This is a genomic window from Erwinia pyrifoliae DSM 12163, assembly GCF_000026985.1.
Taxonomy (GTDB): Bacteria; Pseudomonadota; Gammaproteobacteria; order Enterobacterales; family Enterobacteriaceae; genus Erwinia; species Erwinia pyrifoliae.
This window is the reverse complement of record NC_017390.1, coordinates 356,376-379,117: the sequence shown is the minus strand read 5'-3', so window position 1 is coordinate 379,117 and position 22,742 is coordinate 356,376. Positions and strand designations below refer to the sequence as shown.

Genomic DNA, 22,742 nt, shown 5'->3' with positions numbered 1-22,742 from the left:
AAAGTATTCCTTACGGGCCATCGAAGGATGGCCCGGATATCACAACAAGTGGGGTTAGCGCATGATGTAGCGAATATGGAAAATGATATCGCTCAGGTTCTCAACGATGGCTCGCTGGTTCGCTGCGGCGTCATCATCTGCCTCTTTCACGCTAAAAATACTGAGGGTCAGGGGGGCTTTCACGCTCGTCACGTCCAGGCCTTCAAACGGCTGGAAGCGACTGTCTTCAAGGTTAGTAATAAAGCGTCCGCTGTCCTGCAACCCGTGCGACAGCGTGGCCGTCTCATTGCCTACAGAAAGCGTGGCGGCAATATCCTGATACGGCCCCAGCAGGGTGGGTAGCGTAACGGCAATACTTTTTATATGCAGTTTTTTGTTGTTGCTGGTGGCACCGTAATCCTGCTCCAGTTTCAGCTTTGACATATCCAGCTGCGCGCTGAAGATCTGGTTCTCCAGCTTCAGGACGCCATTTTCAGCGCTGTCATTTTGGTTACTAAGCACCTTCGCCACCGCCGCACTCAGGCTGCCCGTCTCTTCGCCGCGCAGCGCCGCCAGCGAAACCGTACGCGTGGCTTCCAGTCCCAGCGCACCGTATTGTAGCCAGACATTGTTCAGCTTTTGTAATTCGGTGGTCAGCCCTTCCCCGGCCAGCAGCCCCTGGTAGAGATCGCTCCACACTGCGGATCTGAACAGCCCGTGCACTTTATCTTCGCCCAGCTCGCGGATCAGCGCAGTACGCGCCTGCATGCATACCGGGATGGTGGCGTCATACATCTGGTAGTAAAGCGTCGACAGTCGGCTGACCATCCAGTTATACAGCGCCTGACTGGTGAAACGGCTGCTCTGTAGCTTGTACAACTGCTGCGCATGGGCCGACTCGGTTTCCGTCAGGGCGATCTGCTTCTGCTGCATGGCAATCTGTGCCTTCAGACTGTCGATCTGGGCATCCAGCTGGCCGATCTCCCTGTCAGCGATATCGCGCTGCAACCCCCACTCTTCTGCCCGACGCTGATAGCCTGCGGTAATATCGTTGATCACCGCGGACTGATCGCTGGCACCAGCCATTGCCTGGAGGATCTGAGCCTGCGCGTGAAACGGTGCCCCTAAATCGCCGCCGCCATTCGCCAAACCAAAGGTGTTAGGCAATGCGCTTAACAACCCGCCGGCAAGCGCTGGTACCTGGGACAACAGCTGCAGGGTGCGGGCGTTGCTACGCAGCGTCAGCCCGGACTGCTCGGCGGGCGAGAGATCGCCGTTAACCAGATTGCCGTAGTGGGTCTTACGCAGCTCTGCGCTGGCGCGGCTCAGCCGCAGGGACTCCAGGCTGGCACGAAGGCTGTCGAGGTTTTTCCCGGCGATACCCTGCTGCTGAGCCAGCACCGCAATCTGCTGGGTTTGCAGCAACAGCGTCAGTTGTTCAGCATCACGGCGCTCCAGCGCACTGAGCAGGCTGTTGCCAAACTGGGTCAGCAGGCTGGCGGCACTGCGCGCATGGTCGGCCAGCAGCGGGTAACGCCAGCCGGTAGTGCTTTTATCTGACGGCCTGACCTCGTACTTTGCACCATCGCCTCCCTGCTGCTGACGATGCAGCCCGGCCGGATCGGCCGGGGTGGTAAACAGCGGCAGATTAAGCGGCTGGCCATCAAGGCTCAGGTTATGACGCAGATTCCACAGCCGGATATCAAGCTTATCCCAGTAGGCCAGCAGCACATCGTTGCAGGGTGGCAGGAAGTTACCATCGCCCATTTCACTGCTGTCTCCTGCCTTCAGCCAGCGGGAAAACGTCTGCGGCTCTGCCGTACGCGTGGCGGGAGGGGCAATGTCTCTGGCCGCTATATACAGCATAGGGTTATCCCAGCTGCTGGTGATACGAATATCCGGACGTGGCCCCAGCAGCTGCTGAGCCTGCACGTAATACATTTTGGCCTCAGTGAGGGTATCACGCTCCAGCGTACGGTAAGCGGCATCGCCACGGGCAATCAGCAGATCCAGCGTGCCCATAAAAACCGCCAGCTTGTAGTGCATCGGATCGGCGCTGGCAATCACATCGGGGTCAGTACTGGCTGGCACAGCGGCGAAACTGTCCCAAACGATATCCTGCTCCAGCGGGAGGCAATTCCAGTAACGCGTATTCTTTTTTTCATTGGTCAGCAGCTTGCCATTACGATCGCGATAACCGGCGCTGTTAAAGATATATTTATACCAGCGCTCTGCGTCGTCAAAGCGCCGCTCGGTAGCAAAGCGGGCGGCTATCAGGAACGGGATATGGAAAAAGATTTCCCACAGGTACTGGCAGTAAGGGCCGGAGAAGGCATCGCCGCCTGTTATTATTTTTCCGGCTGCGTTTTGGTAATACCAGCAACCCGCTTTAGCAAATAAAGACTGACATTCGAGAGTGAACAAATCAGAAAGAGGGTACTGACCACTGAAATATTCGTTTGTTGTAGCGGTGGAGGAAGTTACGCTAAATTCTCTGAGAGAATTCCTCGTAACAAAACCCTCTTTGATATACCCGTAAAAGCCATCGGATAGTGGGGAGAGTGTTGCCGTGAATGCCTCTAATACCTTCCCTCCGGCACGTTTTTTAAGTTCAATCTTAACCTCACCAGTCCAGGGGATAGTTTTTTTCGATTCATAACTCATAGATAGATTATTTATAAAAACTTGCACATCTGGATGGAATATGATATGAGCATCATCAATTGTCAGCGTGACGCGATTTCTTTCTAAATCATAAATTAATACCCCATTGACTTTCTCATATAGTCCATTAACTGCTTCCTCCCATCTGAATTCCAATCTACAGTGACCAGTAGTCATACCTGTTCGAGGTGTAGTATCAAAACGCTTTTCAGCATGAGAAAAATAGACCCATGTGTTGTCGCAGTTCATCTTCCATATATGATTGAAAACAGCATCCTGAGCCTTCCCATCAGATAACCGTATACTTTCTATTGAATTCCACCCACAGGTTATTTTGTTTTCATGCCAGGCTACCACGACATCATCATTTAATGCCTTGTCAATGGCGGTAGGTAACGGCTGCCACTCCCCCCATTTTATGGGCTTATACCCTTCGCCCAAAGTGACCATCCGCCAATAATATTTCCCATTGGCTTTAGCGGATATATACTTCACTTTTTCCTCATGCCCGTTCCCGACACTGAGGTAGGTGACATTTGCATAGCGATGATAATCGCTGAGATAGCTATTGAACGCCTGCACGACCTGGGTTTCAGAAAATTTCCCCTGACTCAGATGCTCTTCCAGCTGCTTAAACAGCTCGGTTTTATTGCTGCGCAGCGTGGGGTCTACATAGTTCGCGGCATAAAAGCGCAGCTTCTCCTTGCCTGCCCAGGTGCTGTAGCGCTTATTGTATTTGTCCCAGTTATCAAGAAAGGCATCCTGCGCCAGTAGCGCGCTGGCACCCTTAGCCAGCTCACCGTCATAGCCTTCCAGCGCCCGGTGGATAAACAGCTGCAGGCTGCTGGTCGCTTCAGCAAGACGCGAGGTGGTGACGGCATCGCTGACTTTGGTATCCAGCAGCAGATATTCATACAGGTCATCGGCATTCTTCACACTGCTACCCTTCGGCAGCGAAGAGAAGTCCCTGGTCGCCAGATAGTGGCTTACCAGCGCATCGCGGCGCGCCTCTTTCAGATTTTTGTTAAATAAGGTGACAGACATCGTTTTTATTCCTTGTATACGCTTTGTGCGTCCGGTGCCATTCAGCGGGTGAGGCCAGCGGTCAGGCTTTGCGCCACGCGGGCAATCAGGTCGCTTTGTTCAGCCTGCTCATCGCCGTGCGTCATAGTCAGCAGGTCTTTCAGGGTGGCAGAGCCGACGTTCAGCATCTGCCCGGTATGCATCCAGTTCAGCAGCTGCCGCAGTTGAGCAAAGTCTGCAGGGTATCCCCGTTTACCAAACAACAGCTTGCCCAGGCTCTGCACGCTGTTCTCACTGAGATTGTGCAGGGTGGCAATTTTTGCCGCCGCCTCTTTAGCCGTCGTGTGCGCTGCCGCCAGTAACGGCAGCAGGCGCAGGGCTTCATGGCTTGTCACCGTGACCTGGCTCTGCCAGCGCTTAAAGCGGCTCAACAGCAACAACAGCGGCAGATCCGGCTCCGGGGTACGGGTCAGAGTGGCGTCAAGCTGGGTGGGTGTGGCTGTCAGCAGCGTCAAATCCTGCTCACTGAGATCCAGCCAGCGGATAATGACCACCAGCTGGCTCAGACGGTGAGTGTGCATGACCAGACCAGAGAAATTGCGCTGCAGAAGGTCGACCGAGACATGACTCTCGTCGGCAAAAAACTGGCTGATATCAACCCAGTAAGCAGACAATGTGAAGTCAGCAATGGCCGCCAGCCAGTCGGTGAGCAGCCCGGTCACATTGGTTTTCATGCCGAAGCCGCCAGCCAGCGCACGCAGCAGCTTCTGGCGCAGGGCAATGTCCTGCGCGGCAGAGCGGCTGGCGGGCGTCTCGTCGTTAACGCTGTTATAGATATTCTGCAGGAAGGTGAACATCTCTGGCGTGGCGGTATCACTGTGCTGACGGCTAACCATCGCCTGCAGCTGGATCAGGCTCAGACTATTCTCCGCCATCCATGCGATAAGCTGTTCGCTGCGGCTGATAAGATCCAGGGCATACAGGCCGTTGACCGACCCCAGGCGGTATAATGCGGGTATGCCGTCCAGCAGTATCCAAAGGCACTCTGCCTCAGCAAAAGTCAACCCCAGCATACGTGGAATGGCACCAAAACGGCTGATACGCCCGGCCACATACTCATCAAACTTATCGTTATACTTCAGATCGCAGTATTTCAGGATGCGGGTCAGCTCATCATCGGTGACTCCCGCCGCTTTACAGAATAGCGCGCGCTGCTTTTTTTCCTCGCGCGTTGAATAGCCTATGATTATGGCATCTCTTCCTTGAATTGGTTGAGTGAAGGTGCCGTCTAACGAAGTAAATAACCGTTCATATTCGCTTTTTTGCTGTTGAGGGGCATACGGGTTTACCGCCCCGATAAAGCTGCAAAAGGTATTTGCATTGATGCCATAGCGTTTTGTCAACCCGACATATGCGGCCAGTGTCTGTAGTGTGTTGGCATCCAGTGAAGGCGTTTTATAGCCCGCTGCCCGCGAGACATTCACGATTATCCAGTCCAGCATCTCGAAGGAGAGTCCGGTGGTATTACGCAGTCGGATCAGTTTTTCTACGTTACCGGCGAGAGTAATGACCGTATCATCACGAAAATTCAGCGCTGCCGGAGTGGTGACTTTACCTGAGCTATCACGAACTTCCGGCTGTACCCATAAAACAGTCTTTGCGTCCTTAGCATACACAGTAGCGTTAAGGAATGCTGCACCATAAATATATACCTTTACCATGCCGTAAGGATACTGAGCTCTTTGATAGCAGCTCTCGGGGAGGTAACGTGATTCGGGGCTTCCTGCACCGACCTTATAATTTTTCTGGGCGGTCAATTCCAGCAGCTGATTAAACGTCAGGCCGGTTTTCTGGCAGAAAGTGGGGATATGATTTAATTGTGTAGCCAGCTGACCGGCGGTAAGCTGGGTTGCACTGCTCAGTCCATAGTGAACTTGAATATCATTTTCTTGCAGGTGGTTATTAAGCAGCAGCTGATAGCATAACGGCGTCAGTGACAGCATGGTTCGCGTCGGGGGATTTGGCGCTTTCGCTGGAAGCCGAAGAGCCGGGGGCACCCGCCTAATACCTTTCTGGTCCTCACACAGGGTGAACTTCAGGGCGTTGTCCTTACTGGCGTTCAGCACCAGAGATTGACTTCGGTTTGTATTCCCGCCATTTTCATCAATGCCGATCCAGCCTTTGCTGGTGCGCAGCATCACGCTGTCATCGTAGTTAACAGTGATGGCTATCGATAATTCCTGGCCGCTGGTTTTATCGCTTAGAGCGGCAAACCTGTCATCCTTAGCATTCTGCTGGCCAGCCGACCCTGTGAGCCATGCATTTTTTAACGTGCCGAGGCTAAATACCACTTCCCCCTCAAGCCCGAGTCGCATTGCTTCAGCAGACCCGGTGGATATAACGGTAAATCTGAGCGGAGCCACGCCCTTATCTCTGGCATCAGGCTCTCCCAGTACCATGTGGGCTGTAAACACAGAACCTGTTTTGACAGGATCGGACAACCAAACCATGCTGTTATTGGCTTTCAGGTAAAATGTCTTGCCGCTGTTGCTGGTATCCGTTCGCTGGCTCATGACGCGTTGGAAGGCGGAGCCGGTATAAGCTGACGGTGTCAATGAGTGGCGCTGTGTATCGGTTAGCTTTTCCCAGATACCGTTCAGACTACGTCCCTGGGCGCCTAGCGACGCGCTGATTTGATGTAGATCATCGTCATAAGGCAGGGTCATCGGAAAATATCTTTTCGACATCGAGCTGAGTGCGCTTCCGTTTTGCCCCAGCAACACGTCAAGCAGGACATCCAGCGAGCTAACCTCCTGACTCATTGAGATTTCACTGAGAACAAGCTTATGCAGATCGGGGCGGCGCTTATCAATAGCCAGCGCTGACGTTTCGTCATATAGCTTTTTTGCCACGGCATACAGCGCAGTGACATAGCGCCCCGGAGAAAACAGTGACTGAATAGAAGCAGCGTCGGCATACTCGCTGCTGCGCGCCATCAGATCGGAGAAATCCCCGTCACCGCTGATATTGCGTACCAGCGTATTATGCAGAGCATCAGATGGGGTGGAGGTCAGTTTCTTTAAACCCGAAATGACCGGCTCCTGGCGCAATTGCCATGAACGAAAATATGACTTAAGCGTTGCCGCACGCTGGTGGGCGTCGCGATAAACTTTGTCTGCACGGCTTTGGTCAACGTCAGGAATGGTTTTGATAAACTCAGCCCGGCTGACTTTAATAATATCAAAAACTGACTTATGGCCCGCTTTGGGCATTTTTGCCAGGATATCCGGCGCGGATTCTGGCAATGAATAAAATTCAGACATAAACACCTCATACTTTTCCAGCATTAATAATGGAGGATAAATATAAATTATTTATTGATGTTGCATATGATATCTAATACCAGCCACCTGCCAAACAATACCGGGATTGGTTTTTGTAATAAAAAACTGAGGTTTAATCACGCACTGCCCGATTATTCATGGCTCCGGCGCGACGCAGTACGACAATAAATGATGTCAATACGCCCTTTCTCTGGCCAAAATCAAATCCATAACCTGCTGAGAATTTATTACCAGCAATAAACCTGTCATTTCTTGCCACCTTGATATTATTCACAGACGACAGATACCCGCCAGGTTGGCCGGTAACTATATTCAACATAATTAATATCACTCACAAAAAAACGATGGGTTTTACAGTAAAAAATGCATTATATTGACATCATCGTTAACGAAGAGCAGAAATTAAAACCCTTAACCTGTCAAAAAATATAAAGCACGACCCTTTTTCGCGTTGAATTTTGATTTATTGAGCCATTAACACATCACGATTACTTATTAATTAATTTATCATTAAATAAAAAATTATTTATAAGGTGGATTGAAAGCCTGTCAATATGCATCTCAGGATTCCAGATCAAAACCTCAATAAATCTTGTAACATCTTCAGGTAGTGCCTGGCACAGATGATTAAACACGACTTATTGCTCGCGGCAGCAGGTAAGAAAACCTTACGTCTAATCTAAAGTATTAGACGTTAACTCTTGTGAGGTGGAGATAAGTCAACAGATTATGGGGATGCACCGATGAGGGAACCGGGTAAAAGACGATGCGAGGCCAATTCTGAAGGTTCAGAACTCATCGTCTGGCGAGGCTGGCTAATAAAAATAATGTGCATAACCAGATAATCAAGCGCGGTACAGGTTACATCGTTTAATGGTGACAATGTAGCCCGAAGGCGACATCTGGTACGTTTGCACCTGCGATAAACCGTTGCATACATCGGTTTCAGATGTCCAGGACAGGATCTTTGTAGCAGGGGTTAAATGCAAGCAAAAATATTGGGGTAAAGACCCCCGGGTATGGAATGCGCTGGTGTGGAAAACGGGGAACACAAAGCATGCTTAACAGTGATACTGGTCGCCTCAGCGACCAGCACCACAATTGCAGTTTATTTCACCACGCGCAGCGCCGGACGCCCACCGCGCGGAGGCGGTTCATCATCAGGGCCATCGTCGTCGGCCACGCTGTCATCGGGACGATCGCCGTCAATCACCGACATCAGCGTTTCCGGGGCTTCATTCTCGCCGTTAGACGCCTGAAACTCACCGGATCCATCGTACACTGGCTCAGGTTCAAACATCGTACCGGCTCCGTTTTCACGGGCATAAATCGCCAGCACGGCCGCAAGCGGGACTGAAACCTGGCGCGGAACGCCGCCAAAACGTGCGCTGAAACGGACTTCGTCATTGCCCAATTCCAGGCCCCCTACCGCGCGTGGCGCGATGTTCAGAACGATCTGACCATCACGCGCATATTCCAGCGGAACCATTACGTCAGGCAGATTAATGTCGACGACCAGATGCGGCGTGAGATCGTTGTCAAGCAACCAGTCATAAAAAGCGCGCAGCAGATAGGGACGGCGGGCGGTCAGTTGAGACATTTCCATGGTATCAGCCCCGCGTGTGCAGGCGCATTTCACGTTCCGCTTCCGTCAGGGAAGCGAGGAAGGAGTCACGCTCGAATACACGAGTCATATAGCCTTTCAGCTCTTTCGAACCCGCACCCAGCAGCTCGATACCCATTTGCGGCAAGCGCCACAGCAGCGGAGCCAGGTAGCAGTCAACCAGGCTAAATTCCTCGCTCATAAAGAAAGGCGTCCGCGAGAACAGTGGGGCGATGGCCAGCAGCTCTTCACGCAGCTGCTTACGCGCCGCTTCCGCTTCCTGCGCCGTGCCGTTTTCGACTTTACGCATCAGGCTGTACCAGTCCTGTTCGACGCGGTGCATCATCAGGCGGCTTTCGCCACGCGCAACCGGATAGACCGGCATAAGCGGTGGATGTGGAAAACGTTCGTCCAGATATTCCATGATGATGCGCGATTCGTACAGCGTCAGCTCGCGATCAACGAGGGTGGGTACGGTACGGTATGGGTTGAGGTCAATCAGATCCTGTGGCAGATTATCCGTTTCAACCTGCTCGATCTCGACGCTCACGCCTTTTTCAGCCAGTACGATGCGTACCTGATGGCTAAAAATGTCAGTCGGACCAGAAAACAGCGTCATTACCGAACGTTTGTTGGCAGCGACAGCCATGTAAACCTCCAAGTTTATCGAGAAAATTACTGCGAATAGCCATCACGCGGCGACTCATTATTGCCATTAGCCTGAAGACAAACGCTGCCAAAACTGACAGGACACACGCATCTTTGCCCGACTAATGGGCACAAAGTGACACATAGTTTACCAGATTTTAGCCTGCTTGTGGGGATGGGAATACGCAATTGCGGCGAAAATGGCAAAGCCGCGTGTCTTTGGCGCATTTTGTTACGGGAGAAAAAATAAAAAACCCGGTGCCTGAGCACCGGGTTCTTCGATAATTAAATCTGCTGTAGCAGAAAAAATTAACGTTTGGAGAACTGTGGACGACGACGTGCTTTACGCAGACCGACTTTCTTACGTTCAACCTGACGAGCATCACGAGTAACGAAGCCTGCTTTACGCAGTTCGCCACGCAGTGACTCGTCGTACTCCATCAGAGCGCGTGTGATACCGTGACGGATCGCACCAGCCTGACCAGAGATACCACCACCTTTAACGGTGATGTACAGATCGAATTTACCGACCATGTCCAGCAGTTCCAGCGGCTGACGAACTACCATGCGGGCAGTTTCGCGACCGAAGTACTGTTCTAATGAACGCTGGTTGATAACGATGTTACCGCTACCCGGCTTAATGAAGACGCGTGCGGAAGAGCTTTTGCGGCGACCAGTGCCGTAGTTTTGATTCTCAGCCATTGCCTGTAATCCCGATTAAATGTCAAGAACTTGCGGTTGCTGTGCCGCATGGTTGTGCTCGTTGCCCGCGTAAACTTTCAGTTTACGGTACATAGCACGGCCCAGCGGACCCTTTGGCAGCATGCCTTTAACCGCGATTTCAATCACACGCTCAGGACGGCGAGCAATCATCTCTTCGAAGGTCGCTTGCTTGATACCACCGATGTGGCCAGTGTGATGGTAATAAATCTTATCGCTACGCTTGTTACCGGTTACGGCAACTTTCTCAGCGTTGAGAACGATAATGTAATCACCTGTATCGACGTGCGGAGTGTATTCCGCTTTGTGCTTACCGCGCAGACGACGAGCCAGTTCAGTCGCTAAACGACCTAAGGTTTTGCCTGTTGCGTCAACAACATACCAGTCACGTTGGACCGATTCTGGCTTAGCTGTAAAAGTTTTCATCTAAAAGCTTACCCAAATTAAGTTACACGTTGGTGAAATCCCAAACGCTTGAATAAACGGTTGGAGCTCACACGACCATCTTGACCAGCAAGCCCACCCCTTCGGATAGAGTTACTGGAACACAAAGAGTTTTGGGAAAAAAACCTTTGCTGTAACGTGGGGTCGCAAGATTATAGAGAAGTCGCCCATAAAAATCGAACATTTTCTGCGATAAAATTGCGATACCGCCACGCCTGCATGCACCTCAGGGCAAATGCGCCAGACGCAGATACTCTTCGCTCTGCATCTCCTGCAGACGTGAAATGCAGCGCTGATATTCAAACTTCAGGCGCGCGCCCTGATAAATCTTGAAAAGTGAGGTTTCCGCCGAGACCACCAGCTTAACGTGACGCTCGTAGAATTCATCTACCAACGCCAGAAAACGTCTGGCCTGATCTTCGGTATTGTAAATCATCACCGGCACATCATACAGCAATACGCTATGAAAACGGCGCGATAGCTCAATATAGTCGTGCTGACTGCGCCCTTCGCCACAGAGCGCAAGAAAGTTCATTGCCACCACCCCTTCAGCCATCCCCAACGTGGGCAGCTGGCGATGGTTAATCTCCAGCGGTTGGTAAACCTGCGGCGGCTTACCCGCCAATGCAATAAACATCCTTCCCATCTCTTGCGACGTTTCAGCTCCCAGCGGAGTCATCCAAAGATGCGCTGACGTCAGCGTGCGCAGACGATAGTCAATACCCGCATCCACGTTCATGATGTCGCAGTGCTGCTTAATCATCTCTATCGCCGGAAGAAAACGCGCCCGTTGCAAACCGTTACGATAGAGATCGTCCGGCGGAATATTTGAAGTCGCCACCAGCGTTATACCACGACTGAACAGCGCCTCCATCAGCGTTCCCAGCAGCATGGCGTCAGTGATATCAGAGACAAAAAACTCGTCAAAGCACAGCAGGTCGGTTTCGGCTTTAAAACGGTCGGCAACGATTTGTAGCGGATCGCTGTGACCCTGCAATTCGGCCAGCTGCTGATGCACATGCAGCATAAAGCGATGGAAATGCAGGCGCTGCTTACGCTCGCCAGGGATTGCCCGAAAAAACATGTCCATCAGCCATGTCTTACCGCGCCCGACGCCGCCCCACATATACAGGCCGCGTGCCGGTGTCTGAATATCGGTTTTGCTTTTAGCCAGCAGCTTATGCAGCTTGCCGAACAGACCTGTACCGGCCGGCGCGGAAGGTGGGCGGGCATGGCTTAGCGCCTGATAAATACCGTCTAAGCGGATGATGGCGGCATGCTGTACGTCATCGGGCTGATATTCGCCGTTGTCCAGCGCCTGTTGATATAGCGCCAGTGGAGACATCGTTTGCATAATTTAGTTACATTCCCTGAAAAATTACCCAGCCAGAGGGCCGATCGTCGAAAAAAAATGTCGTTCTACACTAAGCGAAGCTGCCACAGGATTCCACTTCCATCAGATTAGCGGTTATAGTGACGGGTATTAAATGGAACAGCCCTACTGAACAACGAAGACTAAACGGGAGTTATTATGACCTGGGAATACGCGCTTATTGGATTAGTGGTTGGGATTATTATCGGCGCGCTGGCAATGCGTTTTGGTAATCGAAAACTGCGCGAGCAACACAGCCTGCAGTACGAGCTGGAGAAAACGAAAGCTGAACTGGCGGATTACCACGAGGAGCTGAGCAACCACTTTGCTCACAGTGCCGAACTGCTGGACAATATGGCGCGCGACTATCGCCAGCTGTACCAGCATATGGCAAAGGGATCTAATGACCTGCTGCCTAACCTGCCGGGTGAGAGAAATCCGTTTGCTTATCAGTTAACCGAATCCGAAGCGGATAACGATCAGGTACCGGTACAGATGCCGCGTGACTACCCGGACAGCGCTTCAGGCCTGCTGCGTGGCGATCGCGCCGTTAAATAAACGGATGGGGCTGCCTGGCCCCTCTTTTTAGCCAGGCGATCGTTCCTGCCAGTCAATCCACTGTCTGCCTTTGCGGGTGCCTTTTCCACTCCTGGTTGCGAGAGCTTAGTCCGATGAACAAGAAATCATATTTGTTAAGCGCATTGGCGTTGAGTATTAGCCTCCATCTGAACGTGGCTTCCGCCACCGGCGCATCGCTCCCGACACAGGTTCAAGGGCAGCAGCTGCCCAGCCTGGCGCCGATGCTGGAAAAGGTGTTACCTGCCGTGGTCAGCGTGCACGTTGAGGGAAAGGAAAGCGCCAGCCAGCAGCAGCAAATTCCCGACCCACTGAAGCGCTTCTTCGACCAGAACGGTCAGGGGGGCGCAGACGGCGATAACCGCTCCCCTGAGTTTGAGGGGCTGGCCTCCGGGGTGATTATCGATGCGGCCAAAGGCTACGTGCTGACCAATAACCATGTTGTTAAAGGCGCGGACAACATCAGCGTACAGTTAAGCGACGGTCGCGAATTTACCGCCAAACCGATCGGCCGTGATGAGCAAACCGATATTGCACTTATCCAGCTGATCGGCGCAACTAACCTGACCCAGGTGAAAATCGCCGATTCCGACCAGCTGAAAGTTGGGGATTTCGCCGTTGCCATTGGTAATCCTTTTGGTCTGGGACAGACGGCCACCTCAGGCATTGTTTCTGCTCTGGGGCGCAGCGGCCTGAATCTGGAAGGCCTGGAAAACTTTATCCAGACCGATGCAGCCATCAACCAGGGTAACTCCGGTGGTGCGCTGGTTAACCTCAACGGTGAACTTATCGGCCTGAATACGGCGATCCTGGCATCGAGCGGCGGCAATATCGGCATTGGCTTTGCCATTCCCGGCAATATGGCGATGGTGCTGGCGCAGCAGCTGATCCAGTTTGGCGAAGTCAAACGTGGGCAGCTTGGAATCAAAGGCACCGAGATGACCGCTGATATGGCCAAAGCCTTCAACGTCGACGTACAGCATGGGGCTTTCGTCAATGAGGTGTTGCCACAGTCGGCGGCCGCTAAGGCCGGGATTAAAGCCGGCGATATTATTACCCGTATAGATGATAAGCAGATCGCCAGTTTTGCTGAACTACGGGTCAAGATCGGCACCACGCCACCGGGACAGGAGGTGAAGGTTGGACTGGTGCGCGGCGATAAACCCCTTACCGTCAGCGTAAAGCTGGATAACAGTCTCCAGACCAGCATGAACGTCGAACTGATGACGCCAGCGTTACAGGGAGCCACCCTGAGCGATGGCGCGGCGAAAAGCGGCACGAAGAAAGGAGTCACGGTGGATGACGTCGAGAAAGCCGCTACGGCAGCCCAGTCCGGCCTGCAAAAAGGGGATGTTATCGTGGGGATCAACCGTACACCGGTGCGTAACCTGGCGGAATTGCGCAAAATACTGGCGGCTAAACCGCCGCTGCTGGCGCTCAGCGTTATGCGCGGCGATGAGAATATCTACTTACTGCTACAGTAAACACCTGCGCGGACACGGGCTACTGTGTCCGCGTAACTCATGCTATTCTGCCCGCATCTTCATTTATCATTTAAAAGCATGCTGCCTAAACTCATACGTTCAGCCATCTTCGGACTGATTATCGCCGCCATCCTTCTGTTAGCCGTTCCGGGTCTCAGACTCGGTGGCTACCTGTTGTCGCCAACGGATGACATCAGCGGCCAGCAGCCGGTCAGCTACAATGCCGCAGTTCGCCGCGCTGCACCCGCCGTGGTCTATGTCTATAACCACAGCGCTAACGGTGCCAGCGATATTCTCGGCTCCGGGGTGATTATGGACCCACACGGCTATATTCTTACCAATAAGCATGTGATAAACGATGCCAGCCAGATTGTTGTGAATCTCCAGGACGGCCGCTCTTTTGAAGCATTGCTGGTAGGGTCAGACTACCTGACCGATTTGGCGGTGCTGAAAATTAATGCCGCCAGTCTGCCGGTGATCCCCATCAATCCGCAGCGTATTGCCCATATCGGTGACCTGGTGATGGCCATCGGTAACCCGTATAACATTGGCCAGACGGTAACCCAGGGGATTATTGGCGCAACCGGGCGTGTTGGTCTCAGTCCTTCACGTCATCAGGACTTTCTGCAAACGGATGCCTCCATCAATCGCGGTAACTCCGGCGGGGCGTTGATTAACTCGCTGGGCGAGCTGATGGGGATCAATACGCTGTCGTTTGATAAAAGCAGCAACGGTGAAACGCCGGAAGGATTGGGCTTTGCGATCCCCACCAAGCTGGCCAGCAAAGTCATGGAGAAACTGATCCGTGATGGTCGGGTTATTCGTGGTTATATTGGTATTACCGGGCAGGAATTCAGGCGTTTTAGCGGCCCTGATAATGATATGGAACATCCTCAGGGACAGGGCATTGTGGTCACTGAGATCAAGCAGGGCGGCCCCGCTTTTACCGCCGGTATGCAGGTCAACGATGTTATCACCCGGGTCAACGGCACGGCGGCGGTGTCCCCGTTGGAAACCATGGACCAGGTGGCAGAAATACGCCCCGGTACGGTTATCAACGTGGAAATCAGTCGCAATGAGCAAAAAATAACGTTACCCGTAACGGTACAAGAGTATCCGGAAGAAAATCAGAGCCGGTGACCTGCCCCATCTGGCGATGGGGCAGAAAAAGCGACATGCTACTTAACGAACTCTTCGCCGAGCGTAATGTCTTTTTTCAACGTATCAAGCATGTGGGTCAGTGCATGTTGTTCAAACGCACTGAGTTCTCCGACAGGACGACGCTCAACAATGCCATTCTTACCCAACAGCAGCGGCTGCGAGAAGAAACGCGCATGTTCTCCGTCCCCTTCGACATAAGCACATTCAACGACGTTGCTTTCACCTTTCAGCGCGCGTACCAGCGACAGACCAAAACGTGCCGCAGCCTGGCCCATTGACAGTGTGGCCGAACCACCGCCAGCCTTCGCTTCTACCACTTCAGTACCCGCATTCTGGATACGTTTAGTCAGATCAGATACCTCCTGCTCACTGAGGCTGATCCCAGGGATCTGTGACAGCAGCGGCAGAATGGTCACGCCTGAGTGACCGCCGATAACCGGAACATTCAATTCTTCAGGCTGTTGACCTTTCAATGCGGCAACGAACGTGTTAGCACGGATGATATCCAGCGTGGTAATGCCGAACAGTTTATTCCTGTCGTAGACGCCGGCTTTTTTCAGCACTTCTGCCGCAATGGCCACCGTGGTGTTGACCGGGTTAGTGATGATACCGATCAGCGCTTTAGGACTGGTCGCAGCGACCTGCTCAATCAAATTGCGCACAATACCGGCATTGACGTTAAACAGGTCAGAACGATCCATACCCGGTTTACGCGCAACACCCGCTGAAATCAGCACCACATCAGCACCTTTCAGTGCCGGGGTCGCATCTTCACCACTGAAACCTTCAATTTTGACCGAAGTTGGGATGTGGCTTAAGTCAACCGCAACACCAGGGGTCACGGGTGCGATATCGTACAGAGAGAGTTCTGAACCTGCCGGAAGCTGGGTTTTTAGCAACAGGGCAAGCGCCTGGCCAATACCACCCGCTGCACCGAGAACTGCAACTTTCATCCTATACTCCTTATTATATTTTAAGCATTTTGCGTGCCGGGGAACCCAGGTAAGCCCGATATGAGATCGCTGCAGCGTGCGCATCGCGGCGAAAGCGATCATCACCGCGCTTTGTAAACGGTCAGTGACCGGGGGTAACTCAGGCGGCTAACAATGCAACAACTTCAGATATTCAGGGTATTACCGTGATTCGGCGTTACATTACACCCTTACCGCTAACCTGAACAACCATCACATTATAACAATTCGTTCACTTTCTGCGCGCCAAAGCACAGAGTCGACAAATTCTTTTTCGCGGAAAAATTTGTTAGACTGCGCCGCCGCGCGGTAAGTGAGTGAGCCAATGCCATATTTGCTATTTGCATAAAAATTCATTTAATTGCATAATAATGTAAAATCCCGCTGAGGGGATGGCTGAATAACCCATTTTATCGGTAACCTATGCGCAACTCATCAAGACAAGAAGACCTGATTAAGGCGTTTAAAGCCTTACTTAAAGAGGAAAAATTCAGCTCACAGGGAGAAATCGTCATTGCCCTGCAGGATGAAGGATTCGATAACATTAATCAGTCGAAAGTGTCACGTATGCTGACAAAATTCGGTGCGGTGCGCACTCGCAACGCTAAAATGGAAATGGTTTACTGCTTACCCGCCGAGCTTGGCGTGCCGACTACCACCAGCCCGCTGAAGAACCTGGTATTAGATATCGACTATAACGACGCGCTGGTGGTGATCCACACCAGTCCGGGGGCAGCGCAGCTGATTGCTCGCCTGCTGGACTCACTGGGCAAAGCGGAAGGCATTCTCGGCACCATCGCAGGCGATGACACCATTTTTATTACTCCGGCGCGTTCGTTTACCGTTAAGCAGCTGCACGATGCCATCCTGGTGCTGTTCGAACAGGAACTTTAAACCTTCCCCTCTTCTGTCGCCGCCATCGTACCGTTCTGCATAAGCCTGAACGCTCAGCACACAGTTCGCTGTCGGCAAACTTCTGGCATCAACCCGGCGACAGCGTCCATCTTTCGGTCATTTCAGAGCCAGTCAGCGACCCTGGTCTCTTCACGGCATCGGGATCATTGATGTCAGCATTTGCTACTGGCTAAAGCGACGGCTTTTTATACTAAAACCTGCCTGTCATCTCTTTCACAATGTGATCTACCGCAACTAAGCGCACGAATAGATAAATCCTCCTGACATACTGTTTTTTAATCCATTTTAGCGTAATCGTACAAAAAAAAGGCGTTTTTTATAACTCTACGTTATTAAAAACACCATTCCGCGCCAGCGTAAACGCATTTATATTATTATCCTGCTATTAATTTTACACGTTATTAGTTCTATAATTGTTTCTGTGATGCAGATCCAAACAATTAAAAGTTAACCATCGTTGACGAGGAAAATCTCATGAATATCAAAACCACTATTGCGGCCTTAGGCATGCTTTCTACTCTGTCATTTAGCGCATTCGCCGCTCAGTCTGTCAATACGGATCAGATAAAAGGCCTGCAACCGATCGGAGTGGTCAGCGTGAGTGGTGTTAGCGGATCGTCAATGGATATCCGGCAGGCGCTGAATGATAAAGCCCGAGAAAAAGGTGCCAGCGCCTACCGTGTTATTGAAAACTACCAAAACGGTAACTGGCACGCGACCGCCGAACTTTACAAATAAGCCAAGCGTAAACGTAAAGAATCTATCAATAAAAAACCTTGCGGTAATCCCAAGTATAAAAACGTTTTTCATCCCTTCCGATTACCGCGCAATAACGATTATGGAGTCATCATGAAAACGACCTTTGCCATTGCTGCTTTAAGTCTTGCTTCTGTGCTTTCATTTGCTGCCGGTGCGGCCGATCTGGTCACCAGCGAGCAGGTCATCAGCCAGAATCTACAGCCGGTAGGCTCCGTCAGCGTTAGCGGGATTGACGGTACGCCAATGGAAATCCGCCACCAGCTGTCACAAAAAGCGGATCGCCAGGGTGCAACGTCTTACCGCGTCGTTGAAGCGCGTAACGATGGTAACTATCACGCCACGGCCGAGCTTTACAAATAACCAACGATAAACCGGTGCATCAGCACCGGTATTTTACTGTCGTTGCTCGCCCATCTCTTTCTGTCAACCTGCCGGAATATCACTTTAGCCCCGTTCGCCGGGGCTTTTACATCTTCTGACTACTGAGCGAACCTGGAAAGAGGAAGCCAGACGGTACAATCGAGTGGAGGCACCACATTACAGCTTATCTGCCAGCCTGAGCAAAACTCACACCTCGATCAGCGTTTGCTGATATTTCTTTAATACCATCGCCAGACGCGCAACGGGTTCAGTCACGCTTTGCGCAGCCTGATACCGCTGTAGTTTTTGCTGGTAAACGTCGAACTCAGCCAGCAGGCGCTCAAAATAGTCACGTCTGTTCGCATCGCTGCCGGCCGAGATCACCCGGTCGGCAGTGTGGCGCAGCTGCTGATGAAACGCTGAGAGGTCGGGGTTGATTGGCACGTCAGCAGCACGCAGTCGCTGGTGTGCGATGATTAGCGTCAGCGCCAGCCGGTACTTGTTGATGTCGCCAGGGAAGCTGTTCATCAGCATAAACAACTGTTGGTATAGCGCAGGCAGGTGGTTCTCTTTGCGCCGCACGGTATTGGTGGTCATCGCTGATACGGCGGCATACATAAAGCGATTGAGCAAAATGCGCCCGACGCGCGCCTTAGAGGTATCGCGGATAAGCAGAATAACCAGCAGCGCGACAAAACAGCCGATCGCCTGGCCGAGGGCATTATCCAGAAACGGGCTGACTTCAAACTGCATCGGGTTGTCCAGCGTCAGGATATTGATGGTGCCGACCAGCGCACCTAACGCACCAATTTGACGCCGCTGGATAAGAAGGCCGCTGATAAAGGCGATCAGCCCCAGCGCGATACACAATAGCAGCATACTCTGCTGGGTGTTCGGCATCACCACCATGTAGTAAAGCGACCCCAGCGGGATCGCGACGATCATGCCGTACAGGAAATCTTTAGCGACCATCAACGGGTTAGGCATACGCATGGCCAACGAGGTAATGACGGCCAGTATCACCATCGCACCACTGCCCGATGTCCAGCCGGTCCACAACCAGAACAGTGAACCCACGGCGGTTGCCACGAAAGTACGTATCCCATTCACCAACGCATGCCGGGTTTCCGCCGAACGCATCTTCACTACCGGGTCAACATTCAGCATCTCTTCTTCGCGATGGCCGATACTGCTGTTAGTGTGGATCCCTTTCAGCAGCAGCAGATAACGACTGGCTGCCCCAACCCAACTGCCGATCGTCGTCGGGGTATTTTTAGTGCCGCTGGCGGTGATGACCCGACGCATAGTTTTCATGCGTTGATGGATATCGGCAACGTTTGCCGTCGGCTTTCTGAACAACAGCTGGAACTGGGGCGGAACGTACTCAGGGTGGTTATTCTGGATCAGGAAGGTTTCACAAGCCTGAGTAATGAGCGTCAGCGACAGGGTATTCAGCACCTGCAGGCGCGGATCAATTTTGTGCCAGCGCCCGGCCTCCATCATCAGATGAGTACGCATTCCGTTAAGAGCGGTGGTGCGGCGTACCAGCCCGGCCCAGCATTTATCGACCTCTTCTTTATCAGCATGTTCTACGCACAGCTGCATCAGGCGGTACTGCTCCACCAGCAGTGCATCAATTTCGCGGTCAATATCCTGTTTGATTGAACGCGGTGAAAACAGCATATCGGCGAGGATCGCACAGACAATCCCGATAATGATTTCACTACAGCGCTCCACGGCAAACTGCGGTGCCAGCAGCAATGATCCATTAGCATTCAGGCTGACCACAATAATCAACGCGGTATAGCCAGCCAGTCCGAGAGCATAAGAGTTTTCAACTTTGATCAGCGAAGACACCCACACGCAGACCCCGGCCCAGATGCAACACAACAGCAGCATCACCACGGGCGCCCGGATGGTGGCAATCATAATCACCAGCGCGGCAATACAGCCGATAAAGGTGCCGATGATGCGCAGCATCCCACGGTGGCGCAGAGCGCCTGAGAACGGATCGCCCCCGGCAGCAAACGCAGTACCGCCCGCCACAATCGCGGCGGTCATCACCGCCCAGCGTGGGGTTTCAAGATTGAATTCAAAGCCGACAAACAGCGCCAGCAGAATAGCGAAGGTCAGTTTGACTGGAAAGCGCAGACGATACCACTGCATGATCTGCCCCGCCTTAACCAAACTCGCGCAGACGATGCATCAGCTTCATCAACGGTGGCATGTCTTTATCCTGGCGATCCTGAGCGCCGGTCACGACGACGGTCGCCGTGGTTCCGGCGGGATAGAGATTACCCGGCTGCCTGTCAAGATGAATGCGAACCGGAACACGCTGCGCCAGGCGTACCCACTCCAGATTTGAATCAATGGTCGCCATGCCTTTACTGTCAACGGTGCTGCTACTGTTGGTCACGCCTGCGGCAATACTGTCAACCCAGCCGCGCAGCACCTGATTGCTGCCCAGTGGGGTAATTTCAACACGATAGCCGGGACGAATACCTTCCAGCTTGGTCTCTTCCAGATAGGCCAGCACATAGAATGAGTTCTGTTTTACCAGCGCCACCGAGGTCGATCCACGGGTAATAAATTCGCCGGTATAGACATTCAGGTTGGTTACCCAGCCTGCTGATGGCGCTTTGATCACGGTACGCTCCAGGTCCAGTTTGGCCAGGTCGCGTGAAGCAACCGCCCTGGCCAGCTGGTGTTCCGTAGTCTGGTAATCGTTGTTCGCCTGCTCTATGGCCTCGCGCGACATGGCAGAAACCCCCAGCTGGTTGCGGCGCCCGGCCTCTCGACGTTTCTCACTCATCACCGCCTGGTAATAGGCCACATCGGCCTGTGCTTCATCGAGCGCTTTCTGATAGCGCGGCTGGTCGATAGTAAACAGCACCTGATCTTTCTGCACCAGCTGGTTATCGCGCACGCGCACTTCGGAGATCAGGCCACTGACATCGGGCGCGATCGCTACGACATCGGCGGTAAACCTGGCATCACGCGTCCAGGGTGATTCGGTGTAAAACACCCAGACGCGGAAAATCAGCACCATCGCGACGATCGCCAGCAGCAGCGTAATGGCGGTACGGGAAATTTTTCTTATTAGCGTTTTCACTATGACCTCAGACGAACATTCGGGATACAACGTAGAACAGACAGCAGTAGAGCGCGGTATTAAACAGGGCAGGATGCCACACCAGGTCATAAAGTCCGGTTGGCGTAATCACACGCCGTATCAGCCAGAACAGCATCAGTGACACAATAATTTCAATAAAAATGGGGGGGAATGACATTCCAAAGACGACAACAACCGGAAGTACACTCATCTTTTATCCTTATAGACACGCTACCGGGCTATCTCACCGCTCTTCTTCCGGTTCAGGGAAGTACGCTTGCAGGTGATGATAAACGCTCAGTCAGACGTCGATCCGAACCAGGTTTTTTTAATGCCAGCTTAAAACGGAACCGGCATATAACGGGAGTAGTACAACGAAACGGTAACCCATTCCTGCTATAGTAACGCGGTTGACTATAAGTTATCTACCAAATGTGATCTAAATCACTTTTAAGTCAGAGTGAATCATGGCAAGACTCAAGGGGATGTCCGTTTTTATCAACGTGGTGGAGCCGGGTTCTGTCCGCAATCTGGGGCTAATCCCGGCGGATAAAATCTATTTTCAGCGCTGCTGCAACAGGATGTGGCTAAAGCACAACAGGTGCATTGTGCACTGTCAGCATTCAACAATGGTTGTGACATTAACAGGCTATTGAACTGTGCGAAATTACCGGTTCACAGCACGGTCGAAACCTCTTAACACAGGCTTTCGTTTCACTGAGCGTCAGACCTCAATTAAGGGAGATTTTCAAATGGATATGCGCAATTTTGAACAATGCAGAGTAATGACAAAGTCACCCTCCTGGACTTTGCTTGATGTATTCCGCTGGAAAGTCCTTCCTGAAAAGTTCGGCGGCGGCAGACTCTATGCCAGAGGTTTTAAAGACGCCTGGGTAAAAAAACATAGTTCGCTTATCAGGTTGGCTGCTCTTCGCTATAACCTTCCTCCAGAATTACTCGCTGGAGTCTGCTGGATTGAAGTAGGCGGTGATCCAAATATTATAGATCGTTTTGCTTTTGAAATTCGCGCCATAGACTGGAGCGGACCAGCTTGTATCGACAGTAATTTCACTGTAACCTCTCCACCGGCTAAAACCTCATTCGGATTTGTCAGTATGCAACTGCGTACCGCCGCTAAAACTATGGGTCTCAACGCAGACCAGATGAGCATATCAGAACTCCGTGCACTGTCGCAGTGCCTTGAAAAAGACACCTATAATATCAACCTCGCGGCTATGCATTTACGCCAACTTGCCGACTATGACAAGTTACCAGCTCAGCTCAGTATGGATGATGTAAAAATTATTGGGGCCCGATATAACCGGGGCACCAACCCGAGCCTGGAAAGTATAAAAAAAGATACGCGGTATGGCGATTTTATTGTCAGAAACTGGCAGCACTTTAATATACTGCTCTGGAGATAGGATTATAACCGCATGAAAAAGCTTATCAGGATAATATTTATTATTTTTTATTTACTGTGCATGATAGTCATTTATTTATCTACGATTGATAAATATGGCGTTGTATATGATATGGATCCGACTCTTCCTCAAGGTTCACTCAGTAATAGCAGTAATAATGGAAAAGTTTTTGCCGGACTAATC

19 protein-coding genes are annotated in these 22,742 nt (G+C 52.0%); 7 read left to right on the top strand and 12 right to left on the bottom strand.

The genetic code is table 11. The features are described 5' to 3' along the window. Window positions 1-54: 54 nt before the first annotated feature. The 8 genes from EPYR_RS01730 to zapE all read right to left on the bottom strand — a co-directional run bounded on the left by EPYR_RS01730 (window position 55) and on the right by zapE (window position 11,779). Window positions 55-3,687, bottom strand: a complete 3,633-nt coding sequence (locus tag EPYR_RS01730; protein ID WP_012666691.1) for a Tc toxin subunit A-related protein — start codon at window positions 3,685-3,687, stop codon at window positions 55-57. Window positions 3,688-3,728: 41 nt separating this feature from the next. Then, window positions 3,729-6,989 (bottom strand): Tc toxin subunit A, encoded by a 3,261-nt coding sequence (locus EPYR_RS01725; RefSeq protein ID WP_226060694.1) that lies wholly within the window; start codon window positions 6,987-6,989, stop codon window positions 3,729-3,731. A gap of 133 nt (window positions 6,990-7,122) precedes the next feature. Beyond that, entirely contained in the window at window positions 7,123-7,329 is a 207-nt protein-coding gene (locus EPYR_RS20175; protein WP_148217820.1) for a hypothetical protein, read from the bottom strand. 789 nt (window positions 7,330-8,118) lie between these two features. Beyond that, a complete protein-coding gene (gene sspB / locus EPYR_RS01720) occupies window positions 8,119-8,616 on the bottom strand; it encodes a ClpXP protease specificity-enhancing factor (protein WP_012666688.1) in 498 nt (165 codons plus the stop codon). A gap of 4 nt (window positions 8,617-8,620) precedes the next feature. Further along, window positions 8,621-9,262 carry a stringent starvation protein SspA gene (gene sspA / locus EPYR_RS01715; RefSeq protein WP_012440067.1) on the bottom strand — a complete coding sequence of 214 codons (642 nt, stop codon included), beginning with the start codon at window positions 9,260-9,262 and terminating at the stop codon, window positions 8,621-8,623. A gap of 308 nt (window positions 9,263-9,570) precedes the next feature. Beyond that, window positions 9,571-9,963 (bottom strand): 30S ribosomal protein S9, encoded by a 393-nt coding sequence (gene rpsI / locus EPYR_RS01710; RefSeq protein WP_004168023.1) that lies wholly within the window; start codon window positions 9,961-9,963, stop codon window positions 9,571-9,573. A 15-nt stretch (window positions 9,964-9,978) separates the two neighbouring features. Next, the gene (gene rplM, locus EPYR_RS01705) at window positions 9,979-10,407 is read right to left on the bottom strand and encodes a 50S ribosomal protein L13 (protein ID WP_004155066.1); all 429 of its coding nucleotides are present in this window, start codon (window positions 10,405-10,407) and stop codon (window positions 9,979-9,981) included. Between the two features lie 244 nt (window positions 10,408-10,651). Continuing rightward, the gene (zapE, locus tag EPYR_RS01700; protein ID WP_012666686.1) at window positions 10,652-11,779 is read right to left on the bottom strand and encodes a cell division protein ZapE; all 1,128 of its coding nucleotides are present in this window, start codon (window positions 11,777-11,779) and stop codon (window positions 10,652-10,654) included. A gap of 177 nt (window positions 11,780-11,956) precedes the next feature. On the opposite strand from zapE, the gene zapG reads away from it, so the two are divergent. From zapG to degS, 3 genes are all read left to right on the top strand, one after another. Next, window positions 11,957-12,355 carry a Z-ring associated protein ZapG gene (zapG, locus tag EPYR_RS01695; RefSeq protein ID WP_012666685.1) on the top strand — a complete coding sequence of 133 codons (399 nt, stop codon included), beginning with the start codon at window positions 11,957-11,959 and terminating at the stop codon, window positions 12,353-12,355. Between the two features lie 113 nt (window positions 12,356-12,468). Then, the gene (gene degQ, locus EPYR_RS01690; RefSeq protein WP_012666684.1) at window positions 12,469-13,857 is read left to right on the top strand and encodes a serine endoprotease DegQ; all 1,389 of its coding nucleotides are present in this window, start codon (window positions 12,469-12,471) and stop codon (window positions 13,855-13,857) included. A 78-nt stretch (window positions 13,858-13,935) separates the two neighbouring features. Beyond that, window positions 13,936-14,997, top strand: a complete 1,062-nt coding sequence (degS, locus tag EPYR_RS01685) for an outer membrane-stress sensor serine endopeptidase DegS (RefSeq protein ID WP_012666683.1) — start codon at window positions 13,936-13,938, stop codon at window positions 14,995-14,997. Between the two features lie 38 nt (window positions 14,998-15,035). On the opposite strand, the gene mdh is transcribed toward degS, so the two are convergent. After that, a complete protein-coding gene (mdh, locus tag EPYR_RS01680) occupies window positions 15,036-15,971 on the bottom strand; it encodes a malate dehydrogenase (RefSeq protein ID WP_012666682.1) in 936 nt (311 codons plus the stop codon). A gap of 441 nt (window positions 15,972-16,412) precedes the next feature. On the opposite strand from mdh, the gene argR reads away from it, so the two are divergent. From argR to yhcN (EPYR_RS01665), 3 genes are all read left to right on the top strand, one after another. After that, window positions 16,413-16,883 (top strand): transcriptional regulator ArgR, encoded by a 471-nt coding sequence (gene argR, locus EPYR_RS01675; protein ID WP_012666681.1) that lies wholly within the window; start codon window positions 16,413-16,415, stop codon window positions 16,881-16,883. A gap of 495 nt (window positions 16,884-17,378) precedes the next feature. Then, window positions 17,379-17,642 carry a peroxide/acid stress response protein YhcN gene (yhcN, locus tag EPYR_RS01670; RefSeq protein ID WP_012666680.1) on the top strand — a complete coding sequence of 88 codons (264 nt, stop codon included), beginning with the start codon at window positions 17,379-17,381 and terminating at the stop codon, window positions 17,640-17,642. Between the two features lie 111 nt (window positions 17,643-17,753). Then, the gene (gene yhcN / locus EPYR_RS01665) at window positions 17,754-18,023 is read left to right on the top strand and encodes a peroxide/acid stress response protein YhcN (RefSeq protein WP_012666679.1); all 270 of its coding nucleotides are present in this window, start codon (window positions 17,754-17,756) and stop codon (window positions 18,021-18,023) included. Window positions 18,024-18,230: 207 nt separating this feature from the next. Here yhcN (EPYR_RS01665) and aaeB read toward each other — a convergent pair whose 3' ends face one another. The 3 genes from aaeB to aaeX are packed head-to-tail and all read right to left on the bottom strand — an operon-like array spanning window position 18,231 to window position 21,346. Continuing rightward, complete coding sequence (gene aaeB, locus EPYR_RS01660; protein ID WP_012666678.1) at window positions 18,231-20,189, bottom strand: p-hydroxybenzoic acid efflux pump subunit AaeB; 1,959 nt, start codon at window positions 20,187-20,189, stop codon at window positions 18,231-18,233. Window positions 20,190-20,202: 13 nt separating this feature from the next. Next, a complete protein-coding gene (gene aaeA, locus EPYR_RS01655; protein WP_012666677.1) occupies window positions 20,203-21,135 on the bottom strand; it encodes a p-hydroxybenzoic acid efflux pump subunit AaeA in 933 nt (310 codons plus the stop codon). A 7-nt stretch (window positions 21,136-21,142) separates the two neighbouring features. After that, window positions 21,143-21,346: a p-hydroxybenzoic acid efflux pump operon protein AaeX gene (gene aaeX, locus EPYR_RS01650; protein WP_012666676.1), complete on the bottom strand. Its 204-nt coding sequence runs from the start codon at window positions 21,344-21,346 to the stop codon at window positions 21,143-21,145. 541 nt (window positions 21,347-21,887) lie between these two features. On the opposite strand from aaeX, the gene EPYR_RS01645 reads away from it, so the two are divergent. Then, window positions 21,888-22,559 carry a hypothetical protein gene (locus tag EPYR_RS01645; RefSeq protein ID WP_012666674.1) on the top strand — a complete coding sequence of 224 codons (672 nt, stop codon included), beginning with the start codon at window positions 21,888-21,890 and terminating at the stop codon, window positions 22,557-22,559. Window positions 22,560-22,742 lie beyond the last annotated feature (183 nt).